Here is a 25,461-nt window from a genome sequence, read left to right on the forward strand (position 1 = left end):
TCGAGGGCCTGGCTATCGAGGTCGACCGCGTGAACGTGCCGGAGTACGAGTGTGGCGGCGAACTCCCGTTCTCGAAGACGGAGTTCACCTCGTTCGTCTTCTGTGTACCCGAGTGTTCGCAGGAGTGCTTCGATGCGCTCGGTTTTACCTTCTGACGGATTTTCGCTCGTCTCTGCCCCTTCGGACTGTCGACGTGGGGGTCGTGCGGCGTCTAGGCACTCGAACAGTCGGTCGTACTCGTCACGGATGGTGTCGAACGCCGCGACGAGGAACGACCCTGTCCCACAGGCGGGGTCGAGGACGGTGAACTCGGTGAACTCCATCGCTGCGGTGGCGGCAGCGTCCCATCGCCCTGTCTCGACTGCGTCCTCGAATCGGGTCGCGATGGCTCCCAACTCGGCGCCGACGGTGTCTGCGACGAGCGACCGGGAGACGTACCCCGGCGTGTAGTAGATTCCGTGGCCCGTTCGGCCGTCGGCGAGATACGTCTCGTAGATTCGACCGAAGACGTCCTCGTCGAGTTGCGTGAAATCGACGTCGGCCACCCCTGTCTTCTCGCCCTGACTCTCGTCTGTGGCGACACCCACGACTGCGGCGACGTTCTGCGCAACCGTCTCGGCGCCCGGTGCCGACTGTTCGCCCGTCGGGTAGACGTCCCGTGTAAACAGGCCGACGTCACAGTACGCTTCGACCTGCTCGCTCACGTCTGTGAAGAAGGCATCCAGCACCGCGTGTCTGCCGTCGTGACCGTGACTTCGTTCGTGCCCGTTCCACGTCTTCCGAAGCCAATCAGCGTCGACGACGCCGTAGTCTGCGAGGGTCTGGACGAAGACGAGTTTGGTGAGGAGTGTGACTGCGCTCTCGGTGTGGTGCTCGTCGCTCTCGCCTTCGACGAACTCCACGTCGTCGAACGCCGCCACCCACTCGTCGAACCGCTGGAAGAAGGTGTCGCTCACGGCACGCCGACCTCGCAGCGACCACGTGGTTCGTCCTCGGCGCGCAGTCTCTCATCGAGACCCGATGCACCTCTGTGGGGATGGCCGACGCCGAAGGACGAGGACATGACACACACCTCTGTCGCCCGAGTGATTAATCGCCCGGTCAGTGAACGAAGCACACAGACGGGTCTGAGACTCCGATTCAGTTCGACCCGAACTGCGCCAGCACGAACGGGTACTGACTCCCGAGTTCGTCGTCGACGACGAACTCGTCGAGGACGTCGAACCCGGTCCGGTCGAGTATCTCGTACGTCTGTTCGATGTCTGGGAAACTCCACCGCATCTCGACGCCGCTGTCCAGCCAATCGGGGTTCGACCCTTCCCACGCCTCACCGCCGACGGTACAGAGGAGGTGACCACCGGGTCGAAGCACGCGAGCGAACTCCGCGAACACCTGTTCGTGTTCGGCAACCGGCACGTGGATGAGCGAATAGAAGGCACAGAGCGCGTCGAACGACGACGACTCGGTGGGGAGGGCGGTCATGTCGCCCTGAAGGAACCTCGCGTTCGCGACGTTCGCTCTGGCGAGTTCCAACTGCGCACGTGAGAAGTCGACGCCGACGACGCAGAAGTCTTCCGCGAGCGCACTCGTCACTGGCGTCCCTTGTCCACACCCGACGTCGAGGACGCTGTCGCCTTCTTCGAGACGTGCTGTGAGTTCGCCGAGCACCGACGGCGCGTGCTCGTTTCGCTCTTCGTGGTACACGTCGGCGAGGTTGTCGTACCCGTCACGGACTGCGCGTCGCTGGTCTGTCACCGCGAAACCATCCCGTTACGTTCACGCCCGACAGCGGGCGATAAATGTCTTCTGCTGAGCGGTCGACGCGTCGCTCTCGGAGAGATATCGTGTCAAAAGTGGTGGCCGTCTACCGCAGGTCCCGGACGAACCGTTCGGGCACGTGGTCGACGAGGTGGTCGGGAATCGCTGCGACGGCGCGTTCTGCGATTGCGACCATCGGTTTCCGGAGGAGGACGTAGACGCCCGAGACGGCGACTGCGCCGATGACGAGTGTCTCGGCCATCCCGTCGAAGACGACGACTGGCGGGACGGCGAAGGCGAGTGTCAGCGCGAGGTCCTCGGGGGACCCGTCGTACCGGACGTAGCGTTTCGGAGCGAGCCATCGGCCGTTCCAGTGGTCGTAGACGGCGCGCTCAGACGTTCCGAGCCACGGCTTGAGTTCGAGGCCGCCGCCGAGAACGTCGGACGCAGAGTGCAGTGCGGCCGCTGCGAGGAACAGCGCGACGGCGAGCGTCGCCGTCGTCGGGTTCAATGCGGCGATTGCGAGCGCTGGCACCGCGAGTGCGCTGAAGTACACTGGGAAGTGGAGCGTCTTGCGGTGGCCGGCGTACAGGTCGAAGTCGGGGAACAGGCCGCCGAGTGCGGCCGCAAGGACGGGGAGCATCCCGGCCTCGGGGACCAACGCCCACACGGCGGTGCCGAGAACGACACCCGCGAGGGCGTGAGTGGTGGCCATCATCGAAGTGTCGTATGTAATCTGAAGGAAAAACGGTGTCGGTAGTCGTGCTAGCTAGTAGCACAGTGGAATTTACCGGGCGGACGCCCTCTCTACTGGTACATGCGCTCGTGGCACGTCGAACGAATCGCCAGCCGATTCATCCAACTCGTCATCGGTCTCATCTTCGTCGCCGGCGTGTACACGCGGAACCTGAGTGTCGTCGTCAACGCCCTCCTCGCCCTCGCTGCCACGTTTCTGCCGGCGATACTCCGACGCGACTGGCAGATTCGGCTCCATCCGTTCTTGGGGATGTGGCTGACGACGGCCGTCTTGTTACACGCAATCGGGATGCTCGGACCGTACCACTACATCCACTGGTGGGACCACGTCACCCACACGCTCTCGGCGAGCGTCGTCGCCGCCGTCGGGTACACCGCAGCACGAGCCATCGAAGCGCACACCGACGCCGTTCACTTCCCCCGACAGTTCATGTTCGTCTACATCCTGCTGTTCACGCTCGCTGTCGGCGTCTTCTGGGAAGTCCTCGAGTTCGGTGCCCGTCTCGCGGCCGAAGCAGCCGGTACCGAGGCTGTTCTCGTCCAGTACGGCCTCGACGACACGCTCGTCGACCTCATCTTCGATTCGGTCGGTGCCGTGCTCGTGGCACTCTTCGGGACGGCCACGCTCTCCGACACTATCGATTCGCTCACGGAGCGACTCGAACAGACCCGACCCTGACGGGGGCTATCTTTTAGCCGACTGGTGTGTATGGTAGTACCATGAAGGTCGTTATCGTGGGATATGGTCGCGTAGGTTCTCGAACTGCGCGTGTGCTTCGAGAAGAGGGCCACAACGTGACTGTCGTCGACAACGACGAGCAGAAAGTCGACCGCGCCCTCGACGAGGGGTTTCAGGCGATATTCGGTGACGGCGGGACCGAGAGCGTCCTGAAGTCGGCAGGCATCGAGTCTGCAAACGCCGTCGGCGGACTGACTGGCGACCCGAACATCAACTTCGCGGCGTGTATGCTCGGAAAGGAGTTCGGCTGTCGTTCCGTCATGCGAATCAGCGAGGACTACCGACAGGAGATATACGAGCGCTACGCCGACGACGTGGACGAAATCGTCTATCCAGAACGTCTCGGTGCAGCGGGCGCGAAGACGGCACTTCTCGGCGGGGACTTCAACGCAATCGGTGACCTGACCGACCAACTCCGCCTCACGACAGTGTCCGTCCCCGAGGGGGCACCAGTCATCGGCGAACACGTCGCCAGTATCGACCTGGGTGCCGATGGCCGTGTCTACGCCCACGGCCGAGCACGCGAACCGATGACGATTCCGCTCCCCGGAACGGTCGTCGAAGCAGGTGACCAACTCGCGCTCCTCACCGAACGCGACGCACTCGAGCGTGTTCGCACGCAACTGCTTGGCTAGGGTGTCTCACGACTCCAGTTCTGTGTCGTCTCTCCGCGACGTGAGACGTCTCACTAGTGGTCGAAAGTAAAGGATGGCGCCCTGGTGGTGACGCCACACGCCGTGCCGGGGGAGGCCAGAACGGCTATGGTGGTGTGCCGGGCGCGCGGGTGGGAGGATGGGAACTGAGGCCGAGAGTGCGCGCCCAGACGGTGGATATGTATCACGGACCATAAACCTGCGTCAGACGGCAGTCACACACGGGTTCTAGACCACTTCTCCACAGTCTCTCGAAGGGGCCCCGCCAACCGTCGGACTCAGTAGACGAGTTTCCCCTCGATGAATCGGCGGACTCTGTCGTCGGCCGGATTCTCGAATATCCGGTCGGTCGGTCCCGACTCGATACACGTCCCGTCGAGGAGGACCGCTGTCCGGTCTGAGACGCGTTGCGCTTGCTGCATGTCGTGGGTAGCCAACGCGACGGCGATGCCGTGACTTCGCGCCTCTCGCATCGCCGACTCAATTGCGGCGGTATTTCGTGGGTCGAGGTTCGACGTCGGTTCGTCCAACAGCAACACGTCTGGGTCCGGAGCGAGTGCCCGCGCGATGGCGACTCGCTGGGCCTCGCCGGCGGACAACGACCGCGCATCACGGTGCATCTTGTCGGCCATGCCGACCGTTTCGAGGGCGCGTTCGACCGACGGTGCGGGGTCGCGTCTGCCGACGACGTTCTCGATGGCGCTTCGAAGTCGCTCCCCCCACGACTGCCGGACGCGAAGTCCGTACGCGACGTTGTCGGACACCGACGCAGAGAACAGACTCCGCGTCTGGAATCCCATCCCGATGCGCCGCCTGAGGGCGAGTCGCTGGTCGTCGGACAGCGCCCACACGTCTTCACCGTCGACTTCGACGGTGCCCCTGTCCGGCGGTTCGAACATCGCGAGCAGTCGTAAGAGCGTCGTCTTCCCCGTCCCCGATGGACCGACGATAGCCAGTATCTCGCCGGGTTCGACGGCGAGCGAGATGTCTTCGAGAACCACGCCATCGCCGAATCCGTGACTCAGGTTGCACGCGGCGAGACGTGTCAACTGCCGCGATTCCCCGCTCGGTGATTGTGTGTCTGCGGTGTGGTGTGTCTCACTCATCGGTTCCCACCTGCCGAGTTCCGGTCGCGGAAGCGTGCCCCGAGGGCGTTCACCGTGAGGACGAGTGCGAGGAGGATGGCACCGAGTGCGATACCTGTCTCGATGTTTCCCTTCCGCGCTTCGACGGTAATCGCCGTCGTGAGCGTCCGCGTGAACGAGGTACTGTCCGAGAAGACGATGTTGCCACCGACGATGAGGACGGACCCGACTTCACTGATGGCGCGGCCGTAGGCGGCCAAGAGGGCGGTCACGATTCCGTAGCGGGCCTCTCGGACGACGAGGAGTGCAACGTCCACCGAGGTGCCGCCAGTCGCGAACGCGGCGTCTCTGAGGTCCTGTGGCACCGATTGGACTGCGGAGAGCGAGACACTCACGAGGACGGGGAGTGCGAGAATCGTCTGCGAGATAATCATCGCTTCGGGCGTAAACAGGAGTTCGAGTTCCCCGAGTGGGCCGGACCGAGAGAGCATCAAGAGGACCACGAGGCCGACGACGACGCTGGGAAAGCCCATCCCCGTCGAGATGATGGAGGTGACGATGGACTTCCCGCGGAAGTCGCGGAATCCGACTGTGAGCGCGACTGGTAAGCCAATCGCGGCGCTGAGGAGGACTGCCACCGTGCTCACGTACAGTGAGACGACGGTGATGCTGACGAGGTAGGTCAGGTTCAGGTCGCCGAGGCCGAACACGGGCGGAGGTGGGGTCGGACCGGACTAAAAGTCCTCGGGGACGTTCTCGGCGACCCACTGCTCGAACTGCGCGTCCGAGACCGACGCCGACCCGTTTCCACTCCCATCTGAGTAGCCCTCGGGCACGTACTGGCCGAACTGGGGGTCTTCGGACAGCGCGTTCGGGAAGAACAACTGCGACCCGTTGGCAGTGTAGTTGCTGATAATCTCTTGGCCCTCGGGACTGGTCAGGAATCCGGCGTAGGCCATGGCGAGGGGATAGTTCACGTCGGGGTACTTCGCCGGGTTGACCGGGATGACGCCGTAGGGGTTCTTCAGGATGGTCGGCCCGCCTTGGAGGGGCCCCTGGACGAGGATTTCGAGGTCGACGTTGTCCTGCGTGGCGAGGTACGTCCCGCGGTCCGAGAGCGTGTACGCACCCGACTGGTCGGCCTGCACGAGGGTGTCACCCATCCCTTTGCCGATTGCGCGGTACCACTGGCCGGACGGTTCGACACCCGCGGCCTCCCAGACGAGCAGTTCCTTCTTGTTCGTCCCGGAGTCGTCACCGCGTGAGACGAACGTGGACTGCGTGTCCGCAATCGTCGCGAAGGCGTCGGCGGCGCTGGACATCCCCTGAATACCTGCCGGGTCGTCGGCGGGCCCGACGATGACGAAGTCGTTGAACATCACGTCGCGGCGGTTGACGCCGTAGCCCTCTTCGAGGAACTCGTCTTCCGCGCCGCGAGCGTGGACGAGGATGACGTCGGCGTCGCCATTTCTGGCCGTCTCGATTGCCGCACCCGTCCCCTGCGGGATGGTCTTGATACGGGCGTCGAACTTCTCTTCGAACACCGGGTTGAGGGCGTCGAGGAGGCCCGTGTCGTAGGTACTCGTCGTCGTGGCGAGCGTCAACTCCTGCGTCGCGCCACCCGAACTCTCTTCTTGACTTCCGCCGGAAGCGGTCGTCTCGCCGTCTGCTTGCGGTTCGTTCGACTCGCCCGTACACCCGCTCAGTCCGAGGATAGCACCGACACCTGCTGCGTGCAAGAAACGTCGTCGCTGTATCGCCATGGTACTGTGCTGTGCGGAAGGGAAATTAACTGTTTCCCACTTGATGTAATTGGAGATAGTTACTATATGTCGGAAATGCACCGAATTGCGTTTGGAATTGGTTTCGCCACCGTCTGTCGTGCAGGCGAGTACGTCGGATTCTTTTCGAGTGGGTGCGTCGTTGTGCGTATGACATGGGAGTCGCTGTTCGAACGCGCTGCCGAGTACGAGACGACCGACGACGACATCTCAGCGGCGCTTCGCGCTCGCCGAGGCGACGATGACTGACACAGACCCCGCGCCGACACGGGTCGTCGCCGACGCCGACGTTCTCGCGTCCGACCTCCTCGTCGGCGGTGCGTCCCGTGAGGCACTGGACCACCTCCGCCGTCACTCGTGGACGACGCTCGTCGCCAGCAACCCTCTTCTCGACGATGCGGAGGCTATCATCGCAGACCTCGCAAACGAGACGCTGGCGGCTGACTGGCGGGCAAAAGTCGAGACGTGGGTCGAACTCGTCGAACATCCCGAAGGCGACCAACCGGCGCTCGCGTCCGCCTATCGGGGTGGTGCCATGCACCTCCTCACGTTCGACGAACGACTCACGTCCGCGAAGGCCGGTGCCGCCCTCGGCGGGCGCTTCCCGGTCAGCATCCGCCACCCGCAGGCGTTCGCGACGTTGTTCTCTGCCGAAAGTCTCTACGCAGAAGTCGCCGACGACGAGTACCCCGGTCCGGACCGCGACCCGAGAGCGTAATCGCGCCGAACCGACTCGTCGTACCCCGTCGTTCAGGAGACGACGAGTCGCGTCACGACGAACGTCGCCACCACCGTCGCGAGTGTAAACCCGGCCGCAACGCCGACACTCGCCGACGGTTCGCCGAAGAACACCGCCATCGCCACGGCCATCGAAATCCCGTACCCTCCTGCCACGCCCGTCGCGAGGGCCGTCGCTCGGTTCATGCTCTCAGTCACGTGGCCCGCGAGCGTGGGCGCTCCCCCTCTGCATGGTGGTCGTTGATGCTACGCGACGACGCACCCGAGTTCCTCGAGTTTCGCCGTCGCCGCCGGGACGTCGTCTTCCTTCACGAGAACGTGGTCTGTCGAGTACGCAGAGAGGGCGAATATCGAGATGTCTTCGTCTGCCAACGCGCCGGCGACGGCGGCCAAGAACCCGACGAGTTCGAACGGGAGGACCATCTCGAACGTGAGGCGTTTCCACCCGCCCTCGGATTCGACGACGTTCGCCTCGTCCACGGTTCCTTCCTCGGCGACGACTGTCGTCTCGGCTCCGTCCTGAATCGTCGCGAACGCGTCTGGGTCTGCTTGCTTCGCTTTGACGACGGTGTACGTCTCCTCGGAGACGGTGACCGTGCCATCTTCGAAGAAGTCTGTGGGGTCCATGTCGGAGTCCCCGCGGGGGAGGAGGGTAAACGTGGTGTTCAGACGGGTTCGTCCGCGTTTCTCGTCTCGCTCACGCTCGGTGAACTCCCGAGAATCAGAGATTCACGTTCTTTGTCTCGCTCACGCTCGACAAACCACCGTCGGACGCTTCGCGCCCGATGGGGTACGCCTCACTAGCGTTCGGCGTACCACGTCGCAAACTTCGCCAACGCCCGCCCACGGTGTGAGATACCGTTCTTCTCCGATGCCGTCATCTCGGCGAACGTCTTGCCGTCGTGTTCGAAGATGGGGTCGTAGCCGAATCCGCCATCACCGCGCGGCGGGATGATGCGGCCGTTGACGACACCCTCGAACAGTTTCACGGGGAGGGCTTCGGTCTCCTCTGCGTCCTGTTCGGCACCGTGGGCGGCGGCGACGGTTCGGTCGTCACGGTCGATGGGGTCGGGACTCGCCTCGAACGGGTCGCCGTCGCAGTACGCGAGGATGCAGCGGAAAGAGGCGCGACGGGGTTCGTCGAGTTCGGCGGCAGCGAGTCGATAGACCGTCTCGACGCCGAGGGTGTCTTCGACGTAGGCGGAGTACGGGCCGGGGAATCCCTCGAACCCGTCGATGAAGAGGCCGGCGTCGTCGACCAGCACTGGTTCGCCGGCGTAGCGGTAGGCCTCGCGGGCACCGTGTGCGGCGATGGGACCGAGTTCGGACGCCTGAACCTCGGTGTAGTCGAAGTCGAGTTGCGTGACGTCGTCGTCGAGATAGTCGAGGGCCTCGCGGACCTTGCCCTCGTTCGTAGTGACGTACCGGAGCATACCCGCCCATCTGCAGGCGGGCGTCGAAAAGTCGTCGGTGTGTCGCCGGAGTTAGTCGACGATGACTTCGACCGGACCGTCGTCGGCTTCTGCTGCTTCCTCTTTCTTCTCGCGACTCTGACGCTCGTTCCAGAGGAGGCCACCGACGACGAGGAGAGCGACCCACGAGCGCCAATTCGCGAGGTTCAGCGTGTAGCCGATGCCAAAGGGCTTCTCGACGAGCATGCCCTTGCCAGGTTGCCAGTACGACGACAGGAGACGCCCTGCGCTCGGGCGCTCGAAGTTGTAGGGGATGCCGAAGAGCGTTCCACTTTGCGGTTTGTCTACCATACGAGACAGGTACGCCCGCTGACGATAAATCATTTTGGCCTTCCGACCAGTTCCGCCCGGGTCCGGATGCCCACAGCGGGACCGATTTCCGACAGCCTACCGATACCGGCCGCGGGATTCGACGTCCCGGAGGCGGGCGATGACTTCCTCCGACCCGACGGATTCGTAGCCTGCTTCGAGGGCGTCGACCAGCGGTTCGGCGTCGTCTGCGGTCCCTTCGACACTCTGGGCGAACACGTGGAGGTCCATCGCGTGGTCTTCGACGTGGCCGGTGTGGAACCCGAGCCCGAAGTCGATGAGGTGGACCCGCGTCTCACCGTCCGGTCCAGTTCCGACGCGGATGTTCCGCGTCGTCGGGTCGCCGTGGACGATACCCGCCTCGTGGAGGCGCGCGAGATATTCGCCGACGACGCGGACGGCGGCCGGGTCGAGTCGTTCTGCGAGGTCAGCGTCGCCGACTCTCTGGAAGGTGATGACGCCATCGACGGGATCCACGTCGCGGACGATTGGCGTCCGAACACCGACACGACGAGCGTCGCTCGTCAGGCGTGCTTCGGCCTTCGTCCGCTCTCTGCGGAGTCTGTCGTCGAGTTCCGGGTGTCGGTACGTCTTGGGGACGCGGCGCTTCACCACGTCGTCTGCGCCGATATCGACTGTGGCTTCGGCCCCGCGGATGGCACCGTCGTCGGTGTAGGCGCGAGCGACGGATTCGTCGGTGCCACGCCACGTCACTTCGACCTGGTCCGGGCGGAAGTTCGGGTCCACGGCGGAGTCTTCGACGGCGAGGGTGTCGCCCGCGGCGAACATCCGCGCGCCGAGGAGGGCAATCATCCCCGCGTTGTCGCCGAGGAAGCGCGGTTCGGGCGCGTGGAACTTCGCGCCGCGTTGCTCGCACATCTCGGCGAGCATCTCGCGGAGGCGGGCGTTGTTCCCGACGCCCCCACCGAGGACGAGTTCGTCCGTTCCCGTGAGCGAGAGGGCGCGCTCGGCGACTTCGGTGAGCATGCCGAAGATGGTCTCTTGCAACCCAGCGGAGATGTCTTCGACGGGCGTGCCAGCGTCCGCCTCGTCCTTCGCGGCGCTCATGATACCCGAGAAGGAGAAATCCATCCCTTTGACGACGTACGGTAACTCGACGTAGTCGCCGTCTGTGGCGGCCGCTTCGACTTTCGGGCCGCCGGGGTGGGTCCACCCGACGTGGCGGGTGAACTTGTCGATGGCGTTGCCGACGCCGGTGTCCATCGTCTCGCCGAGGACGCGGTAGCGGCCGTTGTGGTAGCCGAGCAGGTGAGCGTTCGCGCCCGAGGCGTTCAGACAGACGGGTGACTCGAACCCGGACTGGTAGCGACCGATTTCGAGGTGGGCGACCATGTGGTTGACGCCGACGAGCGGTACGTCCAGCGTCTGGGCGACGGAGCGGGCCGCAGTACCGACGATACGGAGACACGGACCGAGCCCCGGCCCACGAGAGAACGCGACTGCGTCGACGACAGGGCCGTCTCCGTCGTGTCTGTCGGCGGCGTGGTCGAGGGCGGTTTCGACCACTTCGGGGATGGCGGTGCCCATGTGTTCGGCCGCCTCGCGTGGGTGGATGCCGCCGCTATCGGGTTGGTAGGGGTTCGATTCGATGAAGATGTGGTCTGCAGACGGCTCTGGAGTTCGGTCGGTTCCGGCGCGGAGGGCGTCGGGGTCGTCCGTCTCGAAAACCGCGGCGCTCGCGGCCCACGCAGTACCTTCGATTCCGAGAATGCGCATCGAGAGTTGGTCGAAAACGGCGATTCGAAACCGAGATTAGGCCTCTTCGGCCTCGGCTTCGGCGTCGGTAATCTTGTTGCGTTCGAGCATGTGTTCCTGTTCGACGTCGCGGGCGAACTCGGGGCTCTCGTAGACCTTCGCGTAGCCAGCGGTCTTGCGCATACCGAACTTCGTGTCGAGTTCGTGGACGACGACTTCGTCAGAGTCCTTGTTCAGCTTGGCCGCGAGCGAGTCGCGAACCGACAGACGGGAGGGCGTCGCTTCCTCGTGGACGATCTCGAATCGGACGTCCGAGCGGTGCAACATGGGGTTCTCCTCCTCGGAGATGATTTCGATTTCCATGGTTAGTTACCCGTAATTGCCCGCGAAGCAAGTAAAAGGATTTCGAAGGGAGGAAGAGCGGCGGCGAATCGAAGGAAGAGAGACTATCAGTCAGGCCTCGATAGGGGCGAGAACGGCGTCGACATCGCCGTCGAACTGCGACAACAGGTCACGCATCTCTGTCTTGGCCGCCTCGTCGACGGTGACGCGGACCATCCCCTCGTTCGGTTGGCCGTAGACGATGGTCGACCCGAGGGGCGCAGCGAGGACCGCAGGGAGGGTCGCGAGGTCCTCTTCGCCCTCGACGAGGAGGGTCGTCGGTTCGTCGGCGGCGAGTGCGTCGACGAGCGCTGCGACGAGGTCACGCGAGATGGTACCCGGTTCGTTCGTGACTTCGACGAGACGCCCCGTCTCGACCGCTCGACGAATCTCGTCGCCGACGGCCTCTCGTTTGGTCTTTCCGTCGACGACAGCCACGTCTGGTGCTCTGCCGGCACGGCGGAGGTAGAAGGTGACGACGTCGCCGACGGCGACGAGTGGTGCGTTCGTCTCCTCGCTCGATGCATCTGCGAGGAGGGCTTCGGCCTCTGTGTAGATGGGGCCGAACGGCTCTTTGAACGCCGCGCGAAGCGCCGTCGGCAGGGTGAGCATCTCAGCGGACCTTGAGCGCGTAGCCACCGGGTTCGGTGACGTTCATCTCGGTGGCGATTTCGCTCTCTTCGGGGTGGGTGATGACGACGTAGCCTGCCCAGTCTTCGGTGAGGCTGCTCGACCCGCAGTTCTCACAGGTCTGTTTGTCGGGCTCGTTGACGAAGTGGCACTCGCGGCAGGCGAGGCGTTTCTTCGCCATCAGTTACCCTCCGCCGAGGCCTCGCTCTGCTGGCGCTTCTTTTCGAGCCAGCCGTGCTTGCCGAGCCCCGGCTGTTTCGCGGTCAGGCCAATCTTCGAGTCGCGCGGGTTGCGCTCGTCGATACTCTTCGTGACGATGCGGGCGCGCACCTCGTCGTCCACGGCGAGCGTCTGGTTGGACTCGGTCGACGCGAGTTGCTGGTTCTCGCCGTCGTAGGCGAGGTATTCGTCGGAAATCTGCGAGACGTGGAGCAGTCCGTCGACCGGTCCGATGCCGACGAAGGCACCGAACTCGACGACTTCGACGACGATGCCGTCGACGACTTCCTGCATGTCTGGGTCGTAGGTAATCGCGTCGAACTCGGCTTCGTAGTAGACGCCGGGGCGGTTGGGCAACACGGTGCCCTCGCCGACGTCGTGGACGTTCACGACGCTCACGACGCTCCCCACGTCTTCGTCCATCCGTCCTTCCAGTTTGTCCTGCAACAGTCGCTTGACCCGCTCGGGCGTCACATCGCCCAAGTGGCGTGGCGGGACTTCGACTGTGTCTTTGAGTCGTACCCGTTTGTACATAGTTTCGTTAAGGTTCCGTGACCGCCAGTGTGGCGTGCCCCCGGATGCCGATGACGGGAATCCCGCATTCGAGCACCCTGTCACGGAGGGGCTTGTCGTTCGTGACGACGTAGTCGACGTCGCCGGAGTCGGCGAGTTCGACGACAGCGTCGTCGGCGTACGATTCCTCGGTTTCGACCGCACGGCACCGGGTCGCTAGGTCCGCACCCACGCTCGCGGCGACGGCCTCCGTCCCGCCGCCCGTCGAGAGCTTCTCCAGCTCGTCGAGGACGGCCGTGGGGACGACGAGGTCCACGTCGGCCGCGAGTAACCGGTCGAGTTCGTCGAACACGCGAACGTCGAGTTCGACCGGCATCATGAGTGCGTTCGTGTCCATAACGACTACGGTGGCGGTCACGTCACTTGAGCGTCCCGATACCGATGAGGCGCCAGCGCGCACCGACACGGCGGTTGATGGCTATCTTCGCACCTTCCGCTGCACAGACTGGGCGCTTGAGTTTTACTTCGGCCTCGCCGCTGCGCGCACTCGTCACCGCACCGACGGTAGTCGCGGTGCCGACGGTGAGCATCAGCGGTTCGCCCGTGGAAATCTCGTCGACGCTGTCGTCTTCGCTGCCGACGACGCGGTCGAGGAGTTCCACGTCCATCGTGAACTGCTCGCGCGTCGGGGGGAGCGTGCCGGGCTTACCGGCGACCTGTCCCGCGAGGGCGTCACCTTTCGTGACGCTCGGGTCGAGACCGGTGCCGACACCACAGAGACCGCCGGGGCGGACCTCGTCGACCATGTTCCCGCCCGCTTGCAGCGAGCGAATCTCGGTCGTGATAGAGCGCCACTCGGTCTGGCCTTCTTCCTCGACTTCGCGGCCGGGGCGAAGTTCGAGTTCCTCGCCGTCTTCGAGTTTGCCGGCGACGACGCTGCCGCCGATGACGCCGCCCATGAGACCGTCCCAGGTCGTCCCCGGGCGGTTGATGTCGAAACTGCGTGCGACGAACATGCGACTGTCTTCGCTCTCGTCGCGCTCTGGCGTCGGAATCTCGTTCTCGATGGCCTCGATGAGGACGTCGAGGTTGACCTCCTGCTGGGCGCTGATGGGGACGATTGGCGCGTCCTCGGCGACCGTTCCCTTCACGAACTCCTGAATCTGTTCGTAGTTCTCTATCGCCCGTTCGCGGTCGACGAGGTCGACCTTGTTCTGGGCGATGACGATGTTCTCGATACCGATGATATCGAGCGCCATCAGGTGTTCTGCCGTCTGCGCCTGCGGGACCTCTTCGGTGGCGCTGACGAGAAGAACGGCGCCGTCCATGATGGCGGCCCCTGAGAGCATCGTCGCCATGAGCGTCTCGTGGCCGGGCGCGTCGACGAACGAGACGGTGCGCAGGACGTCGGTCTCGGTCCCGTCTTCGGTCTCTTCTTCGACTGTGTAACACTCCGGCGCATCGACGCCGGGAATCTGTCGGAACGTCGCGTCGGCGTACCCGAGGCGGATGGAGATACCGCGCTTCATCTCCTCGGAGTGCTGGTCCGTCCACGACCCAGACAACGCTTGGACGAGCGTCGTCTTTCCGTGGTCGACGTGACCGACGAGTCCGATGTTCACCTCCGGTTGTTGTGGATTTTTCGTCACCATTGACCTCCTGAGAGTAATCTTGCGTGAACTTGGCCGCGAACGACTGATAAAGGTGCTGTTCTCGGAGCGGCGACGCTGTGGCTACGTCGGGCGGTCACACACAACGCGCCCCGATCCAGGGGCCGCCCCAGTCCAGCGTGACGCGGATTGTCCACGTCGTCTGTCGCTTCTCGTCGGACGTCGACGGCACCTCACTCGACTGCCGTGACGAGTGAGCGAAGTTCCTCCCGGTACGCGTCCGGGGTCAACCCGAGGTCGATATCGACCGACACCTCGATGGCCGAGGTCGGCTCTTTAGTCACACCGAGGTCGAGGTTCTCACCGGGGTGTGCGCCACCGGCGACGAGAATCGACCCATCGTGTTCCCACACCGCGAGGAACCCGCTCACGCCGAGTTTCTTCCCCTCGATTGCTATCTGCTTCTCGTCGGTCAGCGGGAACGTGATTCCCTCGAACGGGAACGTCGCAGTGTAGTTCGTCACTCGGGCGGATTCGCCCGTCTCGACCGTCATCGACCCGGTCGACGCCTGGTCGATGTCGGAGAGACCGGCGGATTCCAACTGGGACTCGAACTGGGCGCGTGCTTGCGTCTCCACCTGTTCGACGACTGGCCCCCGTGCGGCGTCGGGGATAGTCGAGAGACTCGGGTCGAGCGTCACACGCGTGGCGAAGAACATCGAGAACTGCCCTTCGGCCTGGCCGAGCGTCTTCTCTTTCAACTCGGTCGCCAACTCGACGTCTTCGAAGACGAGTGTCCGGAAGGCCGCCGAGACACTCACCGGGCCGAACGACTCTTCGAACGCTGGGTCGCGGGTCTGTTCGTCGACCTGCTCCCAGCCTCCGTCTTCGAGTTTCGACTCCGGCACCTTCGGCGGTCCGCGCGCGGCACTGGCGGTACTCCCTGAACTGCATCCCGCGAGACCAGCGAGTCCGGCACTCGCGGCCACGCCGAGGTACGTCCGTCGCCCAATCTGGTGGTTCGTGTCGTCCTGCCCGGGCATTGCACGGAGTTGCTTCGTCTTCGTTCAAATAGGTACGGGAAGGTGACAGTCTGTCTTTCCCGGTCGTCTCGCCATCGACGAAGCGTGGTTCGACTCCGTCGACCTACGTGTCGCGTGCCTCTGCTCGAATCTGCAGCGTTCGCCCGTAGAGAAGCACTCCGATGCCGGCGAGCGCAGTCACCCCACGCAGGTATTCGTCCCAGTGCCTGTTCGGTCCGTTGTACGCCCACCCGCCGGGCGTGTAGAACTGTCCCCGGTACTCGACGAGTTCGTCGGTCTCCTGCCAGTACTGCCAGCCAGCGATGGGGTCGCTCGTTCTGACGGTGCCAGACTCGAACAGTCGCTGGAACTCGGGCGGGAACGTCTCGGCGTTCAGTGCAGCGATGCGCATCGCGGTCCGGTCCGAGATGGGTTCGAGTCGTAACTCCACGGAGTCGTTACCGAGTGGTTCGTGGTGAATTCTGTACTGCGCGTCGTCCACCGGGTAGTACGCGACCTGATATCGACCGCAGAAAGCGGGCATCTCGGCGCAGTCGACCCGGTCCCGGTCGACGACTCTCGGCCCGTTCGCACGGACCTGCGAGACAGTCTGACAGTCGGGTTCGTCGTCGGTACAGGTCAACACGTCGTCGGAGTGCGTGATGTGCTCGGCCCACTTCGAGTCGGGGGAAACCTCGACCACCTCGTATCGATACGTCGGGACGATGGCACCCATCGGTGCGAAGACGGCGGTGAACACCAGCACCACCCCCAGCACGATGGCCAGCAGGCCGCGGCGGTGAGGGGAGAGCGAAACGGGGAATCGCATCGTCAGTCGGTACGACCAGTCCTGGCATAAAGTCTGTTCGACGACACGTTTGCGAGTAGCTGGACCGTCAGGTGAGAGCGAGGCTTTTCACCTTCGCTTTCCCAGTCACAGGTGTGCCCACACCCGTCTCGTCACCGTCGGAGTTCGCCTTCGAACTGGCACTGTGTGCCCACCTCGAAGCGGTGACAGACTGGCTTCCCGCCCGACAACTCGGCGCGTCCGTCGCGTCACCGGGGAGTCGAATAATCGACGTGTGTGCCGTCGTTCCCGGCCCCAGATTCGACGACCGGACGCGCATCACCAGCCGAGACATCCCGGCGACTGCTATCGAGAGCGACGTCGGCGTCGGCACTGCCGTCTTCTGGCGCGACGCGTTCGACTGTCATCCCGCCCGCGCCCGCCGCGCGACGGACGGCGCTGTCGAGGCCGGGTTCTTCGAGTCCGAACACCGCCGTGGCCGGGAGTACGTCCGCCGTGCGACTCGCTATCCAGACGACTGGTTCTCCCGTCTCGTCGGCATCGAGAACAAACCTGACCTCGGCGAACCCGGTGACCTGTTGCGACAACTCCGCCTCGACGTGAGTCTCGCCCTCTTCGACGAAGTCGTCCTCGCCACCGAGAGTTACGTCACTGGCGCGCACCTCAACCGCATCCCCGAGGAAGTCGGTGTCTGGCGATTCGACCCCGAGACTGGCGAGCGAGAAATCGTCCGTGATGCCGAACCACTCGCCACCGACGCCATCGGCGTCGAACCTGTCGTGTACGAGTCGCTCCACACCGACGTGGCACTCGTCTCACCCGCGGACAAACACACCGCGCGCCTCCGACTCGCAGAACGCGCTTACGGCAAAGGCTGGCGGGGATACGACGTGCCGGGGTGTGCCTCCGCCGGCGTCGACGCCGACGGCCGACCCGTGTGTTCGCACTTCGGGCGCGTGGTCGACCCGGGAACCGAATGCGGGGCCGACTGCCCGGCGTTCGACCCTGCCGACCCGCCGGAACTCGACCGAGAGGCACTCCGCGAAGCACGTACTGGGTGGGTCGCAGACCCACGCGGCGTCGCTCGGAGGCAGTCGGGACTGGACCGTTTCCGGTGACGCACCGTGTCTCTACGACTTCGTTCGCTCGCCGGAGTAGTACCACCCGAGCGTGACGACGAGTCCGAAGACGAACATGAACACCGCGCCGTCGACCCAGTTGGGTTCACCGGACAGCGAGGCGACCAGGTACCAGACGACGCCGGCAGTGAGGGCCATCGGCGTCGCGTATCGGAGTGCGTCGGCGATTTCGGACACACGTCACCCGAGGAAGGCCACCCGGAAAATCACTCTGTCTCGGCGCGTCGCTCCATGTAGTTCCAGTAGGTGACGAGCAGTGCCCCGACGACGGCGACGAAGACGACCTGCACGACGGCACTGAAGAGTTCCACCTCTCCCGTGTCTACGTAGGTTGCGACGAGGGTCGTCGCCGCGATACCGGCACCGGCAACGACGAGATACCTGAATGCCCTGTCCTCGGCGATGGTCCGGAGGGTCACGCGGTCCCTCCTGTCTCGGCGGCGAGCATCCAGAGACTCGCCACACCCAGACAGACCGAGAGGACGAAGACAGCAGTCAGGTGTGTTCCCTCGAGTGGCCGCGGAGAAAAGAGCGCGAACCCTGCCGCGAGGGCGACGCTGAGGGACAGGACGAGCGTAATCCCTCGGAGGTGTCGAGTGGAGGGGACCATACGCTCTTTCGGCACGCTGAGCGCAAAAACTTACTCACGATTTACTGACACTCACGAGGTGGTCACCGTATCCGAATCTGACCAGTCCATCAGGTGTCCGTCCGAGTCAGGCCCCAGACTCACAACTCGTACACTTCGCCGTCGGTCGCAAGGGGTTCTTCGAACGCCTCGTCGGGCGGGTAGTAGTGTGCGACGTGGACCAGTCGCGTCACGTCGGCGTTCAAGTCTTCGCCGAGAGCGATAGCCCCCTCACGCGTCATGTGCTTCGTGCCGAACGTTCGCGGAACGCCGTTCTCGTCGTGGTCGTTGCCACCGGCAGGGTGGTACTCACAGAGGGAGGCGGGGACGATAGCCTCTGCGAGGAGGAGGTCGGGGTCGGCGAGCACGTCTCGTGACTCCTCGGGAATCGCGTACGTGGAGTCACCAGAGATAGACAGTTTCGCGCCCGTCTCGGGGTCTTCGATGGCGACGCCGTAGCACAGAAGCGGCGGGTGGACGACGGGGACGAAGGTCACGTCGAATCCGCAGGCTCGGAACGATTCGAGGGGCGCCTGGTCGTGAACCTCGATGCGGTCTAAGTAGTCGAATTTCGACCGAATCGTGTCCGCGACGCTCTCGTCGGTCAGCGGGTCGACTTCGTCTGTCGCGTGCACGTCGAGGTGGTCGAGCAGGCGATAGACGTTGCCCAGTCCGTCGAGGTGGTCGAAATGTATGTGGGTAACGAGGGCCGCGTCGGGAAGCGGCGTCTCCTGTGTGAGAAACTGGTGACGGAAGTCGGGGCTGAAGTCCACGAGGAGCGATTCGTCAGTTCGCTCGTTCTCGACGTGGACCGAAAAACGCGTCCGCTCGATGCCGCGTTCGCGGGCCTCCCGGCAGGTGTCACAGTCGCACCCGACGGTGGGCGTTCCCGTCGTGTCGCCGGTCCCGAGGAGGGTTACGCGCATCGAGTAGGGTGTGAGGTGTGGGTGGGCTTAAGAGTGCGGTGGACGAGACTACTGCGCTGCGCCGGCGTCCTTCTGCGTCTCGCCTTCGTGTTCGTCGGCGTGGTCGTGGTCGTGGTCGTCGTGACTGTGGTCGTGTCCATCGCCCGACCCGGCGACGAGTTCCGACGAGTCCGACATCATGTCGAGGTTCTTCAGGTTGTCACGCTCTTCGAAGTCGGCGACGGCCTCTAAGAGGTCGTCTTGCGTGAGTTCCATCCGCTCTTCGGTGAGGGCTTCGAGGACGGCCTCACGAAGCACGAGACGGAGGTCGGACCCGGTGAGGCCCTCCGTCACGTCTGCGATTCCTTCGGGGTCGAACTCGTCGATGCGCATCCGGTTCGTGATGACACGGAGGATGTCCGCGCGCATCCCACGGTCCGGTTTGGGGAAGTTGACGATTTCGTCGAAGCGTCGCCACGCGGCGGAGTCGAGTTGGTCGGGGTGGTTCGTCGCACCGATGAGGATGACCTCGTCGCGAATCAGCGAGATGTCGTCGATGCTCTTCAAGAGCGTGTTGACGGCGCGCTTGAGCGCGGCGTGTTCGTCCGACCGGCGCGTCTTGGCGACGGAGTCGAACTCGTCGATAAAGAGGATACACGGCGAGAGTCGCTTGGCGACTTCGAAGGTCTTCTCGACGTTCTTGGCCGTCTCACCGAGGTACTGACTCGTAATCATCGAGAGCTTCACCTCGACGAACGGCAGGCCGAGTTCGTGTGCGAGCGCCCGCGAGACAGTCGTCTTCCCGGTTCCCGGCGGGCCGACGAAGAGAATCTTCCCAATCTCACGGAGGCCAATCTGCGCGAGGTACTCGCGGTGTTCGATGGCCTTCATGAGTTTGTGAATCTCGCCCTCTTGGTCCGTCGTGAGCACGAGGTCGTCGAGCGTCATCTCGATTTCCTCGGGCGCGCGGACCTGCACGAGGTCGAGCATCTCGGCGTCTTCTTCGTCGTCGAAGTACTCGTCGAGGAGGCTGTCTATCCAGACGCGGTCGGCGTGGATGGGACGCGTCTGGTCGCGTGCCTCGGCGTGCGTCACGTCCACGTCGTCACGGTCTTCGACTGCCTTCGCGATAGTCGGGTTCGTCACCAACCGGTCGTAGTCGGCGCGTTTGACGAACCACTCCAGCGCCATCTCGGGTTGCGTCAGTGAGAGTCGGCCGGAGAAGTCCTCACGCTGGGTGAACATGAGGTCCGAAATCGCGTCCCATGGGTGTTCGACTCCTGTCGCCTTCCGCGCGATGGTGTCGGTCACCACGAGCGGTCGCTCGATGCCGCCCGTCGACGAGTCGTCCTCGTCGTCAGCGTCCGCCCAGAAGACGCGTCGATATCGCGGGGGAAGGTCGTTCTCGTCAAGCGTTCGGTCGTCGGTGTAAAGGTGGGCCGTCAGCAGAAATTCGACAACCTCGAGCGCCCGTTCACTCATCCGCGGAGAATTGCCGGCCAAGACGCATAAGAGCGTCGGAGTGACGCTCACGACGTGACGAGACCAGTTGTACAGGATTCGGATGACTAGTCCTTTTAGGACTGCTGACCCCACTGATTCCCAAGAAGCGGAACGGACGACCACACGATGACTGACGAATCCGGGCACTCACGTCGGAGAGACAGCAGTTCCGAAGAGGCTGGAGACTCGACACCCGAAATTTCGCCCGTCGAGGTTCCGACGACGTGCATGCGGTGTGCCGTCGGGTGTGGACTCGTTCACGTCGTCAGCGACGGTGCGGGCGGAGCCAAGACGGTCCGTGGCGACCCGTCGAATCCGGTCTCACGAGGTGCGGCGTGTCGCCGTGGCATCCACGAGACGGCGAACCCACGCGGTGACCGCCTCACACGACCTCTCGTCAGAGAAGACGGCGAACTCGTCCCAGTATCGTGGTCCGAGGCGGTGTCGAAGGCGAGCGAGGCTATCCGAAGCGCGATGGAGGCCGACCCCGACGACGTGGCGATACTGGGGAGTGGCCAACAGACGAACGAAGCGGCCTACGCACTCGGGAAACTCGCCCGTGCCGGCATCGGGACACGAAACTACGACGCGAATACGACACTCTGCATGGCGAGTGCCGTCGCGGCCTACTATCGGGCGTTCGGAAGCGACGCGCCGCCGCCGACCTACGACGACGTTCCCGAGGCCGAAACGCACCTCGTCTGGGGGGCGAATCCGGCAGTCGCACACCCCGTCTTGTTCCAGTGGATTCGGCAATCTGCCGCCGATGGCCGACTCATCGTCGTGGACCCTGTCGAGACGAAGACGGCAACCGCGGCGGACGAACACGTCGCCGTCGAACCGGGTGGTGACCTCGAACTCGCCCGCGCCGTCCTCGCGCACCTCGTCGACACCGACCGCATCGACGAGTCGTTCGTCGACGCCTCCACCACCGGGTTCGACGAGGTTGTCGCCGACCTTCCGAGTGCCGCCGACGTCGCGGCCGACGCGGGTGTCTCGCTCGAAACAGTCGAGATGCTCGCCGACGCACTCGACGACTCGACACTCGTCTACTGGGGGATGGGCGTCAACCAGAGCGTCCGCGGCACTGCGACGGCGGGCGCACTCGTGGACCTCTGTCTCGCGTCTGGCAACCTCGGCTCTGGGTCGGGTCCGTTCTCACTCACCGGACAGGCGAACTCGATGGGGACGCGCGTCTGTTCTTCGAAAGGCACGTGGCCCGGCCACCGACCGTTCGACCATCCCGACCACCGACAGGCGATTGCAGACGCGTGGGGCGTTCCCGTCTCTCGCCTCCCCGACGACGCCGGCCCTGGCCCCGTCGGCGTCCTCGACTCGTCGCCCTCGGTCGTCTGGACCGTCGCGACGAACCCAGTCGCTGGATTCCCCGATGCGACGACGGCCATCGAACACCTCGAAGACGCGTTCCTCGTCGTGCAGGACGCATTCCGCACCGAGACTGTCGAACTCGCAGACGTGGTCTTCCCCGCGGCGACGTGGGGCGAGACGGAGGGAACGACGATGAACATGGAACGACGAGTCTCACGGGTTCGCGCGGCAATCGCCCCGCCCGCGGACGCTCGCCCCGACCTCGATATCGTCGCCGGCGTGGCCTCGCAGGTCGCACCGGGCCTCCTTCCCGACTCTCCCGCGGACCCGGCCGCGGTGTTCGACGAATTCGTCGCGCTCACGGCGGGCACGAACGCCGATTGCAGCGGTCTCTCGTACGCTCGACTCGACCGTGAGCAGGCAGTCCGGTGGCCCGCGCCCGACCTGGAAACCAGTGCAGACTACCGATACGACGACGGTTCGGACCCAGCGTCGTGGTCGTTCCCCACACCGTCAGGCAAGGCCCGCTTCAGCACCCTCGATGGCCTTCCACTCCCCGAACCAACTGACGAGGAATTTCCACTGACACTCACCACGGGCCGTGAGGCAGACGCCTACAACACCGGCGTTCGCTCACGCGGGGGAAACACTGCTGTGAGTGACGATGTTGCTGTGAGTGATGACGCGTCTGCGAGGCCAGTTGCTCGCGTGAATCCCGAGACCATCGAGGCGTACCGTGGTGCCGTCGTCGAGGCGGACGGCGACCGGTGTACGGCCATCGAGTCGCGCCGCGCGTCCGTCCGCGTGACGCTCGCCCCCGACGATGCAGTCCCGAAGGGACTCGTGTGGCTTCCCATCCACCATCCGCTGTCCAACACCCTGACGACGCCCGCTGTCGACCCGGTATCGAACGAACCAAACTTCAAGCAGTGTGCGGTCCGATTCCACCGTCCTGAGCGGCGGTGACCTCTCACGGTCGCCCGAAAAAACTCTTGACGACGAGTTGTTGGTTCTAAACTATTTATGGTGTTCGAACTCTGATGATGTGGCATGCCAGAACCAGTCATTGCTGCCGCGTATCGCACTCCGTTCGGGAAGGCCGGCGGCGTCTTCGAAGACGTCCGAAGTGAGGACCTCTCGATTCCGCTCATCGACCACATCCTCGACGAACACGACGTCGACGCCGACGACGTGGAAGACCTGATGTGGGGCGTCGCCCAGCAACGCACCGAACAGGACAACAACGTCGCTCGCGTCATCGCCCTCCTCTCGGACCTCGGCGAGGGGACGCCCGCGACGAGCATCAATCGCTGGTGTGCCTCGTCGATGCAGTCTATCATCTCCGCGTCGGACGCCATCGCCGCCGGCAACCGCGAGTGCATCATCGCCGGCGGTGTCGAGAGCATGTCGCGCATCCCGATGGACGGCGACTCCTACGAGCATCTCCACCCCGAACTCGGAGAGCAGTACAACATCTTCCAACTCCAGATGGGGATGACCGCCGAGAAAGTCGCCGAAGAGTACGACGTCTCTCGTGAGGCCCAAGACGAGTTCGCCCTCCGCAGTCACCAACGCGCCGCCGAAGCGACCGAAACCGGCCGTTTCGACGACGAAATCGTCCCCATCGAGACAGACGACGGCGTCGTCACCGAAGACGAGGGGATTCGCCCCGACACCTCGATGGAAGTCCTCGGTGGCCTCCCGCCGGCGTTCTCCGGCACTGGGTCTGTCACCGCCGGCAACTCCTCGCAGATTACCGACGGTGCCGCCGCGGTCCTCGTGACCTCGCGTGAGTTCGCCGACGAACACGGCCTCGACGTCCTCGCTTCCGTCGGCACGAACAACGTCGCCGGCGTCGACCCGACGGTCATGGGTATCGGTCCGGTCCCGGCCACCCGTGGTCTCCTCGAACGCGCCGGTAGCGACATCGAGGACTACGACCTCGTGGAAATCAACGAGGCGTTCGCGAGTCAGTGCGAGTACTCCCGCCGCGAACTCGGCATCGACGAAGACAAACTCAACGTCAACGGCGGCGCAATCGCCCTCGGCCACCCGCTCGGTGCGTCGGGTGCGCGCCTGCCCGTGACGCTCATCCACGAGATGCAAAAGCGCGACGTGGACCGCGGACTCGCAGCGCTCTGTGTCGGATTTGGACAGGGGGCGGCAATCGAGTTCAGTCGGTAAGGCATCGGCGGTATTTTTTGGTCCAGATTTTTGCGGGGTAAGCGTGAGCGAGCCCCGGAAAAAGGTGGCAGTGGGGCAGCGATAGAGTTCAGCCGGTAGGGGCCGTTTCGGTTTTCGAGTGTCAAACCGGAGCGAAAGACGAGTGACTGCGTTTCGTCAAAACTTGTGCCAATATCTCTTCTCGCGACAACAGTCGAAAAATCGAATCGTCCTCAGTCGTCGGCCGGTGCCGCACCGCTCACGCCATCGACTGCCGACTCCGGCACGACACCCTCCTCGCTCCACCCGCGAATCTCGTAGTAATCTGAGAGCGCGTGTGGGAAGCCGGGGATGTCGAACGGAAGTTCGTCGTCGCTCCGGTCGAACCCACGCTGGTTGTTGAAGTGGCGTTCGAGGGTGACGATATTGCTCCCAATCTCTTGGAGGTGGTCGTAGTCGGTGTCGAACAGGACGCCGAGTGTCTCCTCGTCGATGAAGTCGCGGGAGAACTTGCAGACGACGCCACTATCGAGGACGGCGTTGTGGTTCTCTTTCTCCACGAGACGCTGTGGTTTGTCGTCGAACCCGTGGGGTGGCATCGCTTTCGACTTGTGGACGTAGGGGTACTCGATGGCGTAGAACGAGGCGTACATGTGGTCAGCGCCGCGGTTCGAAGTGGCGAACGAGAGGCCCTGTCCGTGCAGGTGACGGCCGTCGTGGGCCGGGAACTCCATCCCCTTGACCGTCCAGTCGTGGACGCCGAGTTGGTCGTGGACGCGGTGGGTTCCTTCGGCGAGTAAGTCTCCGATACCCTCGCGGTAGCCGATTTGTTCGACGAGTTCGTGGATGAGGTCCACGTTGCCGAACTCGTCTTCGGCCATCAGGTAGGCCGCGATGGTGTCGCCAGCGGAGATAGTGTCGAGGCCGAGGCGGTCACACAACTCGTTGGACTTCATCACGGCCACCACGTCGTCCACGTCGCAGTTCGACCCGAACGCCATCGAGGTTTCGTACTCGGGCCCCTCCGTCTCGATGCCAGACTCTTCGTCTCGCGTCGGGAGTTTGCACGCGAAGGCACACTGCGAGCAGGTGCCTTTCTTGTACTTCTTCGACTCCACGGCGTCGCCGTTGATACCTTCGATGCCGTCGAACTGTCGCTCGCTGAAGTACCGCGTCGGGAGTGCCTCGACGGAGTTGGCGTAGTCGGCACCGGCGTTGGTACCCTGTCGCTTCATCGTGTGGTCCGAGGTGGCCGCCTCGCGGTGGACGTCCATCGCCTCACTCGGAAACTCGATTTCCACGTCGGGTGCCGCGTCGCCCGCGAACGTGACGACTTTGAGGTTCTTCGCGCCCATGACCGCGCCCAGTCCGCCGCGACCGAACGCTCGTGATTCGGTCGTCATCACCGACGCGAACCGCACGAGGTTCTCGCCGGCCGGCCCGATACAGACGAGGTTCTCAGGTTCTAGTCCCCACTCAGATTCCGCGTACTCGGTGACCTCGGGGACTTCCGCCTGTTCGAGGTCGGGGACCGGTTCGAACTCGACGCCGTCGGGGCGGACGTGAACCGCGAGCAGTTCGTCCGCCTCGCCGGTGAACTCGAC

The 25,461-nt window shown here is 64.2% G+C and carries 31 protein-coding genes; 6 read left to right on the forward strand and 25 right to left on the reverse strand.

All coding sequences use genetic code 11. The features are described from left to right. From AUR66_RS02365 to AUR66_RS02375, 3 genes are all read right to left on the reverse strand, one after another. Positions 1-956, reverse strand: a 956-nt coding sequence (locus tag AUR66_RS02365; protein WP_058570917.1) for an N-6 DNA methylase, incomplete at its 3' end; no start/stop codon positions are given. 184 nt (positions 957-1,140) lie between these two features. Further along, the gene (locus AUR66_RS02370; protein ID WP_058570918.1) at positions 1,141-1,755 is read right to left on the reverse strand and encodes a class I SAM-dependent methyltransferase; all 615 of its coding nucleotides are present in this window, start codon (positions 1,753-1,755) and stop codon (positions 1,141-1,143) included. Positions 1,756-1,864: 109 nt separating this feature from the next. Then, positions 1,865-2,476 carry a metal-dependent hydrolase gene (locus AUR66_RS02375; RefSeq protein ID WP_197409654.1) on the reverse strand — a complete coding sequence of 204 codons (612 nt, stop codon included), beginning with the start codon at positions 2,474-2,476 and terminating at the stop codon, positions 1,865-1,867. 99 nt (positions 2,477-2,575) lie between these two features. Between AUR66_RS02375 and AUR66_RS02380 the strand changes: the two genes are divergently transcribed. Next, positions 2,576-3,193: a hypothetical protein gene (locus AUR66_RS02380; protein ID WP_058570920.1), complete on the forward strand. Its 618-nt coding sequence runs from the start codon at positions 2,576-2,578 to the stop codon at positions 3,191-3,193. Between the two features lie 41 nt (positions 3,194-3,234). After that, the gene (locus AUR66_RS02385) at positions 3,235-3,888 is read left to right on the forward strand and encodes a potassium channel family protein (protein ID WP_058570921.1); all 654 of its coding nucleotides are present in this window, start codon (positions 3,235-3,237) and stop codon (positions 3,886-3,888) included. A gap of 296 nt (positions 3,889-4,184) precedes the next feature. On the opposite strand, the gene AUR66_RS02390 is transcribed toward AUR66_RS02385, so the two are convergent. From AUR66_RS02390 to AUR66_RS02400, 3 genes are read right to left on the reverse strand one after another with little or no spacing between them, the layout of a single operon-like run. Continuing rightward, the gene (locus AUR66_RS02390; RefSeq protein WP_058570922.1) at positions 4,185-5,012 is read right to left on the reverse strand and encodes an ABC transporter ATP-binding protein; all 828 of its coding nucleotides are present in this window, start codon (positions 5,010-5,012) and stop codon (positions 4,185-4,187) included. Continuing rightward, positions 5,009-5,701 (reverse strand): ABC transporter permease, encoded by a 693-nt coding sequence (locus tag AUR66_RS02395; RefSeq protein ID WP_058570923.1) that lies wholly within the window; start codon positions 5,699-5,701, stop codon positions 5,009-5,011. Before AUR66_RS02395 ends, AUR66_RS02390 begins: the two co-directional genes overlap by 4 nt. A 24-nt stretch (positions 5,702-5,725) precedes the next feature. Further along, complete coding sequence (locus AUR66_RS02400) at positions 5,726-6,754, reverse strand: substrate-binding domain-containing protein (protein WP_058570924.1); 1,029 nt, start codon at positions 6,752-6,754, stop codon at positions 5,726-5,728. Between the two features lie 259 nt (positions 6,755-7,013). Here AUR66_RS02400 and AUR66_RS02410 point away from each other — a divergent pair, with 259 nt between their 5' ends. Then, on the forward strand, positions 7,014-7,490 hold the full coding sequence (locus tag AUR66_RS02410; protein ID WP_058570926.1) for a PIN domain-containing protein: 477 nt from the start codon (positions 7,014-7,016) through the stop codon (positions 7,488-7,490). Positions 7,491-7,522: 32 nt separating this feature from the next. Here AUR66_RS02410 and AUR66_RS21655 read toward each other — a convergent pair whose 3' ends face one another. The 13 genes from AUR66_RS21655 to AUR66_RS02470 form a co-directional block, all read right to left on the reverse strand. Next, positions 7,523-7,696, reverse strand: coding sequence for a hypothetical protein (locus AUR66_RS21655; RefSeq protein WP_197409655.1), 174 nt, complete (start codon positions 7,694-7,696; stop codon positions 7,523-7,525). Between the two features lie 60 nt (positions 7,697-7,756). Then, positions 7,757-8,137 (reverse strand): ACT domain-containing protein, encoded by a 381-nt coding sequence (locus tag AUR66_RS02415; protein WP_058570927.1) that lies wholly within the window; start codon positions 8,135-8,137, stop codon positions 7,757-7,759. A gap of 173 nt (positions 8,138-8,310) precedes the next feature. After that, positions 8,311-8,943, reverse strand: a complete 633-nt coding sequence (locus AUR66_RS02420; protein WP_058570928.1) for a non-canonical purine NTP pyrophosphatase — start codon at positions 8,941-8,943, stop codon at positions 8,311-8,313. 51 nt (positions 8,944-8,994) lie between these two features. Beyond that, complete coding sequence (locus AUR66_RS02425; RefSeq protein WP_058570929.1) at positions 8,995-9,273, reverse strand: DUF5808 domain-containing protein; 279 nt, start codon at positions 9,271-9,273, stop codon at positions 8,995-8,997. Positions 9,274-9,369: 96 nt separating this feature from the next. Continuing rightward, the gene (locus tag AUR66_RS02430) at positions 9,370-11,028 is read right to left on the reverse strand and encodes a bifunctional N(6)-L-threonylcarbamoyladenine synthase/serine/threonine protein kinase (RefSeq protein ID WP_058570930.1); all 1,659 of its coding nucleotides are present in this window, start codon (positions 11,026-11,028) and stop codon (positions 9,370-9,372) included. A gap of 36 nt (positions 11,029-11,064) precedes the next feature. Then, positions 11,065-11,370, reverse strand: coding sequence for a 30S ribosomal protein S24e (locus tag AUR66_RS02435; RefSeq protein WP_058570931.1), 306 nt, complete (start codon positions 11,368-11,370; stop codon positions 11,065-11,067). Positions 11,371-11,460: 90 nt separating this feature from the next. Then, on the reverse strand, positions 11,461-12,000 hold the full coding sequence (locus tag AUR66_RS02440; protein WP_058570932.1) for a GTP-dependent dephospho-CoA kinase family protein: 540 nt from the start codon (positions 11,998-12,000) through the stop codon (positions 11,461-11,463). Position 12,001: 1 nt separating this feature from the next. Then, a complete protein-coding gene (spt4, locus tag AUR66_RS02445; protein ID WP_058570933.1) occupies positions 12,002-12,199 on the reverse strand; it encodes a transcription elongation factor subunit Spt4 in 198 nt (65 codons plus the stop codon). After that, positions 12,199-12,771 carry a DNA-directed RNA polymerase gene (locus tag AUR66_RS02450; RefSeq protein ID WP_058570934.1) on the reverse strand — a complete coding sequence of 191 codons (573 nt, stop codon included), beginning with the start codon at positions 12,769-12,771 and terminating at the stop codon, positions 12,199-12,201. The genes spt4 and AUR66_RS02450 overlap by 1 nt, the downstream gene beginning before the upstream one ends. 7 nt (positions 12,772-12,778) lie before the next feature. After that, entirely contained in the window at positions 12,779-13,147 is a 369-nt protein-coding gene (locus tag AUR66_RS02455) for a DUF188 domain-containing protein (RefSeq protein WP_058570935.1), read from the reverse strand. 22 nt (positions 13,148-13,169) lie between these two features. Then, positions 13,170-14,402, reverse strand: a complete 1,233-nt coding sequence (locus tag AUR66_RS02460) for a translation initiation factor IF-2 subunit gamma (RefSeq protein WP_058570936.1) — start codon at positions 14,400-14,402, stop codon at positions 13,170-13,172. Between the two features lie 191 nt (positions 14,403-14,593). Next, complete coding sequence (locus AUR66_RS02465) at positions 14,594-15,403, reverse strand: DUF6517 family protein (protein WP_058570937.1); 810 nt, start codon at positions 15,401-15,403, stop codon at positions 14,594-14,596. Between the two features lie 103 nt (positions 15,404-15,506). Next, positions 15,507-16,211: a hypothetical protein gene (locus tag AUR66_RS02470; RefSeq protein ID WP_157532969.1), complete on the reverse strand. Its 705-nt coding sequence runs from the start codon at positions 16,209-16,211 to the stop codon at positions 15,507-15,509. Positions 16,212-16,324: 113 nt separating this feature from the next. Between AUR66_RS02470 and AUR66_RS02475 the strand changes: the two genes are divergently transcribed. Then, entirely contained in the window at positions 16,325-17,308 is a 984-nt protein-coding gene (locus AUR66_RS02475; RefSeq protein ID WP_058570939.1) for a DUF5787 family protein, read from the forward strand. A 12-nt stretch (positions 17,309-17,320) separates the two neighbouring features. Here AUR66_RS02475 and AUR66_RS02480 read toward each other — a convergent pair whose 3' ends face one another. The 5 genes from AUR66_RS02480 to AUR66_RS02500 form a co-directional block, all read right to left on the reverse strand. Continuing rightward, positions 17,321-17,506 carry a hypothetical protein gene (locus tag AUR66_RS02480; RefSeq protein ID WP_058570940.1) on the reverse strand — a complete coding sequence of 62 codons (186 nt, stop codon included), beginning with the start codon at positions 17,504-17,506 and terminating at the stop codon, positions 17,321-17,323. A 29-nt stretch (positions 17,507-17,535) separates the two neighbouring features. Next, positions 17,536-17,748, reverse strand: coding sequence for a hypothetical protein (locus tag AUR66_RS02485; RefSeq protein ID WP_058570941.1), 213 nt, complete (start codon positions 17,746-17,748; stop codon positions 17,536-17,538). Continuing rightward, the gene (locus AUR66_RS02490; RefSeq protein WP_058570942.1) at positions 17,745-17,939 is read right to left on the reverse strand and encodes a hypothetical protein; all 195 of its coding nucleotides are present in this window, start codon (positions 17,937-17,939) and stop codon (positions 17,745-17,747) included. The genes AUR66_RS02485 and AUR66_RS02490 overlap by 4 nt, the downstream gene beginning before the upstream one ends. A 119-nt stretch (positions 17,940-18,058) precedes the next feature. Beyond that, positions 18,059-18,883 carry an MBL fold metallo-hydrolase gene (locus AUR66_RS02495; RefSeq protein ID WP_058570943.1) on the reverse strand — a complete coding sequence of 275 codons (825 nt, stop codon included), beginning with the start codon at positions 18,881-18,883 and terminating at the stop codon, positions 18,059-18,061. 48 nt (positions 18,884-18,931) lie between these two features. Then, on the reverse strand, positions 18,932-20,344 hold the full coding sequence (locus tag AUR66_RS02500) for an ATP-binding protein (RefSeq protein WP_058570944.1): 1,413 nt from the start codon (positions 20,342-20,344) through the stop codon (positions 18,932-18,934). Positions 20,345-20,491: 147 nt separating this feature from the next. On the opposite strand from AUR66_RS02500, the gene nasA reads away from it, so the two are divergent. Both nasA and AUR66_RS02510 read left to right on the forward strand, forming a co-directional pair. Beyond that, positions 20,492-22,660: an assimilatory nitrate reductase NasA gene (nasA, locus tag AUR66_RS02505; RefSeq protein ID WP_082682100.1), complete on the forward strand. Its 2,169-nt coding sequence runs from the start codon at positions 20,492-20,494 to the stop codon at positions 22,658-22,660. Between the two features lie 84 nt (positions 22,661-22,744). Beyond that, positions 22,745-23,878 (forward strand): thiolase family protein, encoded by a 1,134-nt coding sequence (locus AUR66_RS02510; protein WP_058570945.1) that lies wholly within the window; start codon positions 22,745-22,747, stop codon positions 23,876-23,878. Between the two features lie 212 nt (positions 23,879-24,090). Here the strand turns inward: AUR66_RS02510 and AUR66_RS02515 are convergent. Next, positions 24,091-25,461: aldehyde ferredoxin oxidoreductase C-terminal domain-containing protein (locus AUR66_RS02515; protein WP_058570946.1), on the reverse strand; the 1,371-nt coding region annotated here is incomplete at its 5' end.

Origin of the sequence: Haloferax profundi, assembly GCF_001469865.1 — an archaeon.
Lineage (GTDB): Archaea > Halobacteriota > Halobacteria > Halobacteriales > Haloferacaceae > Haloferax > Haloferax profundi.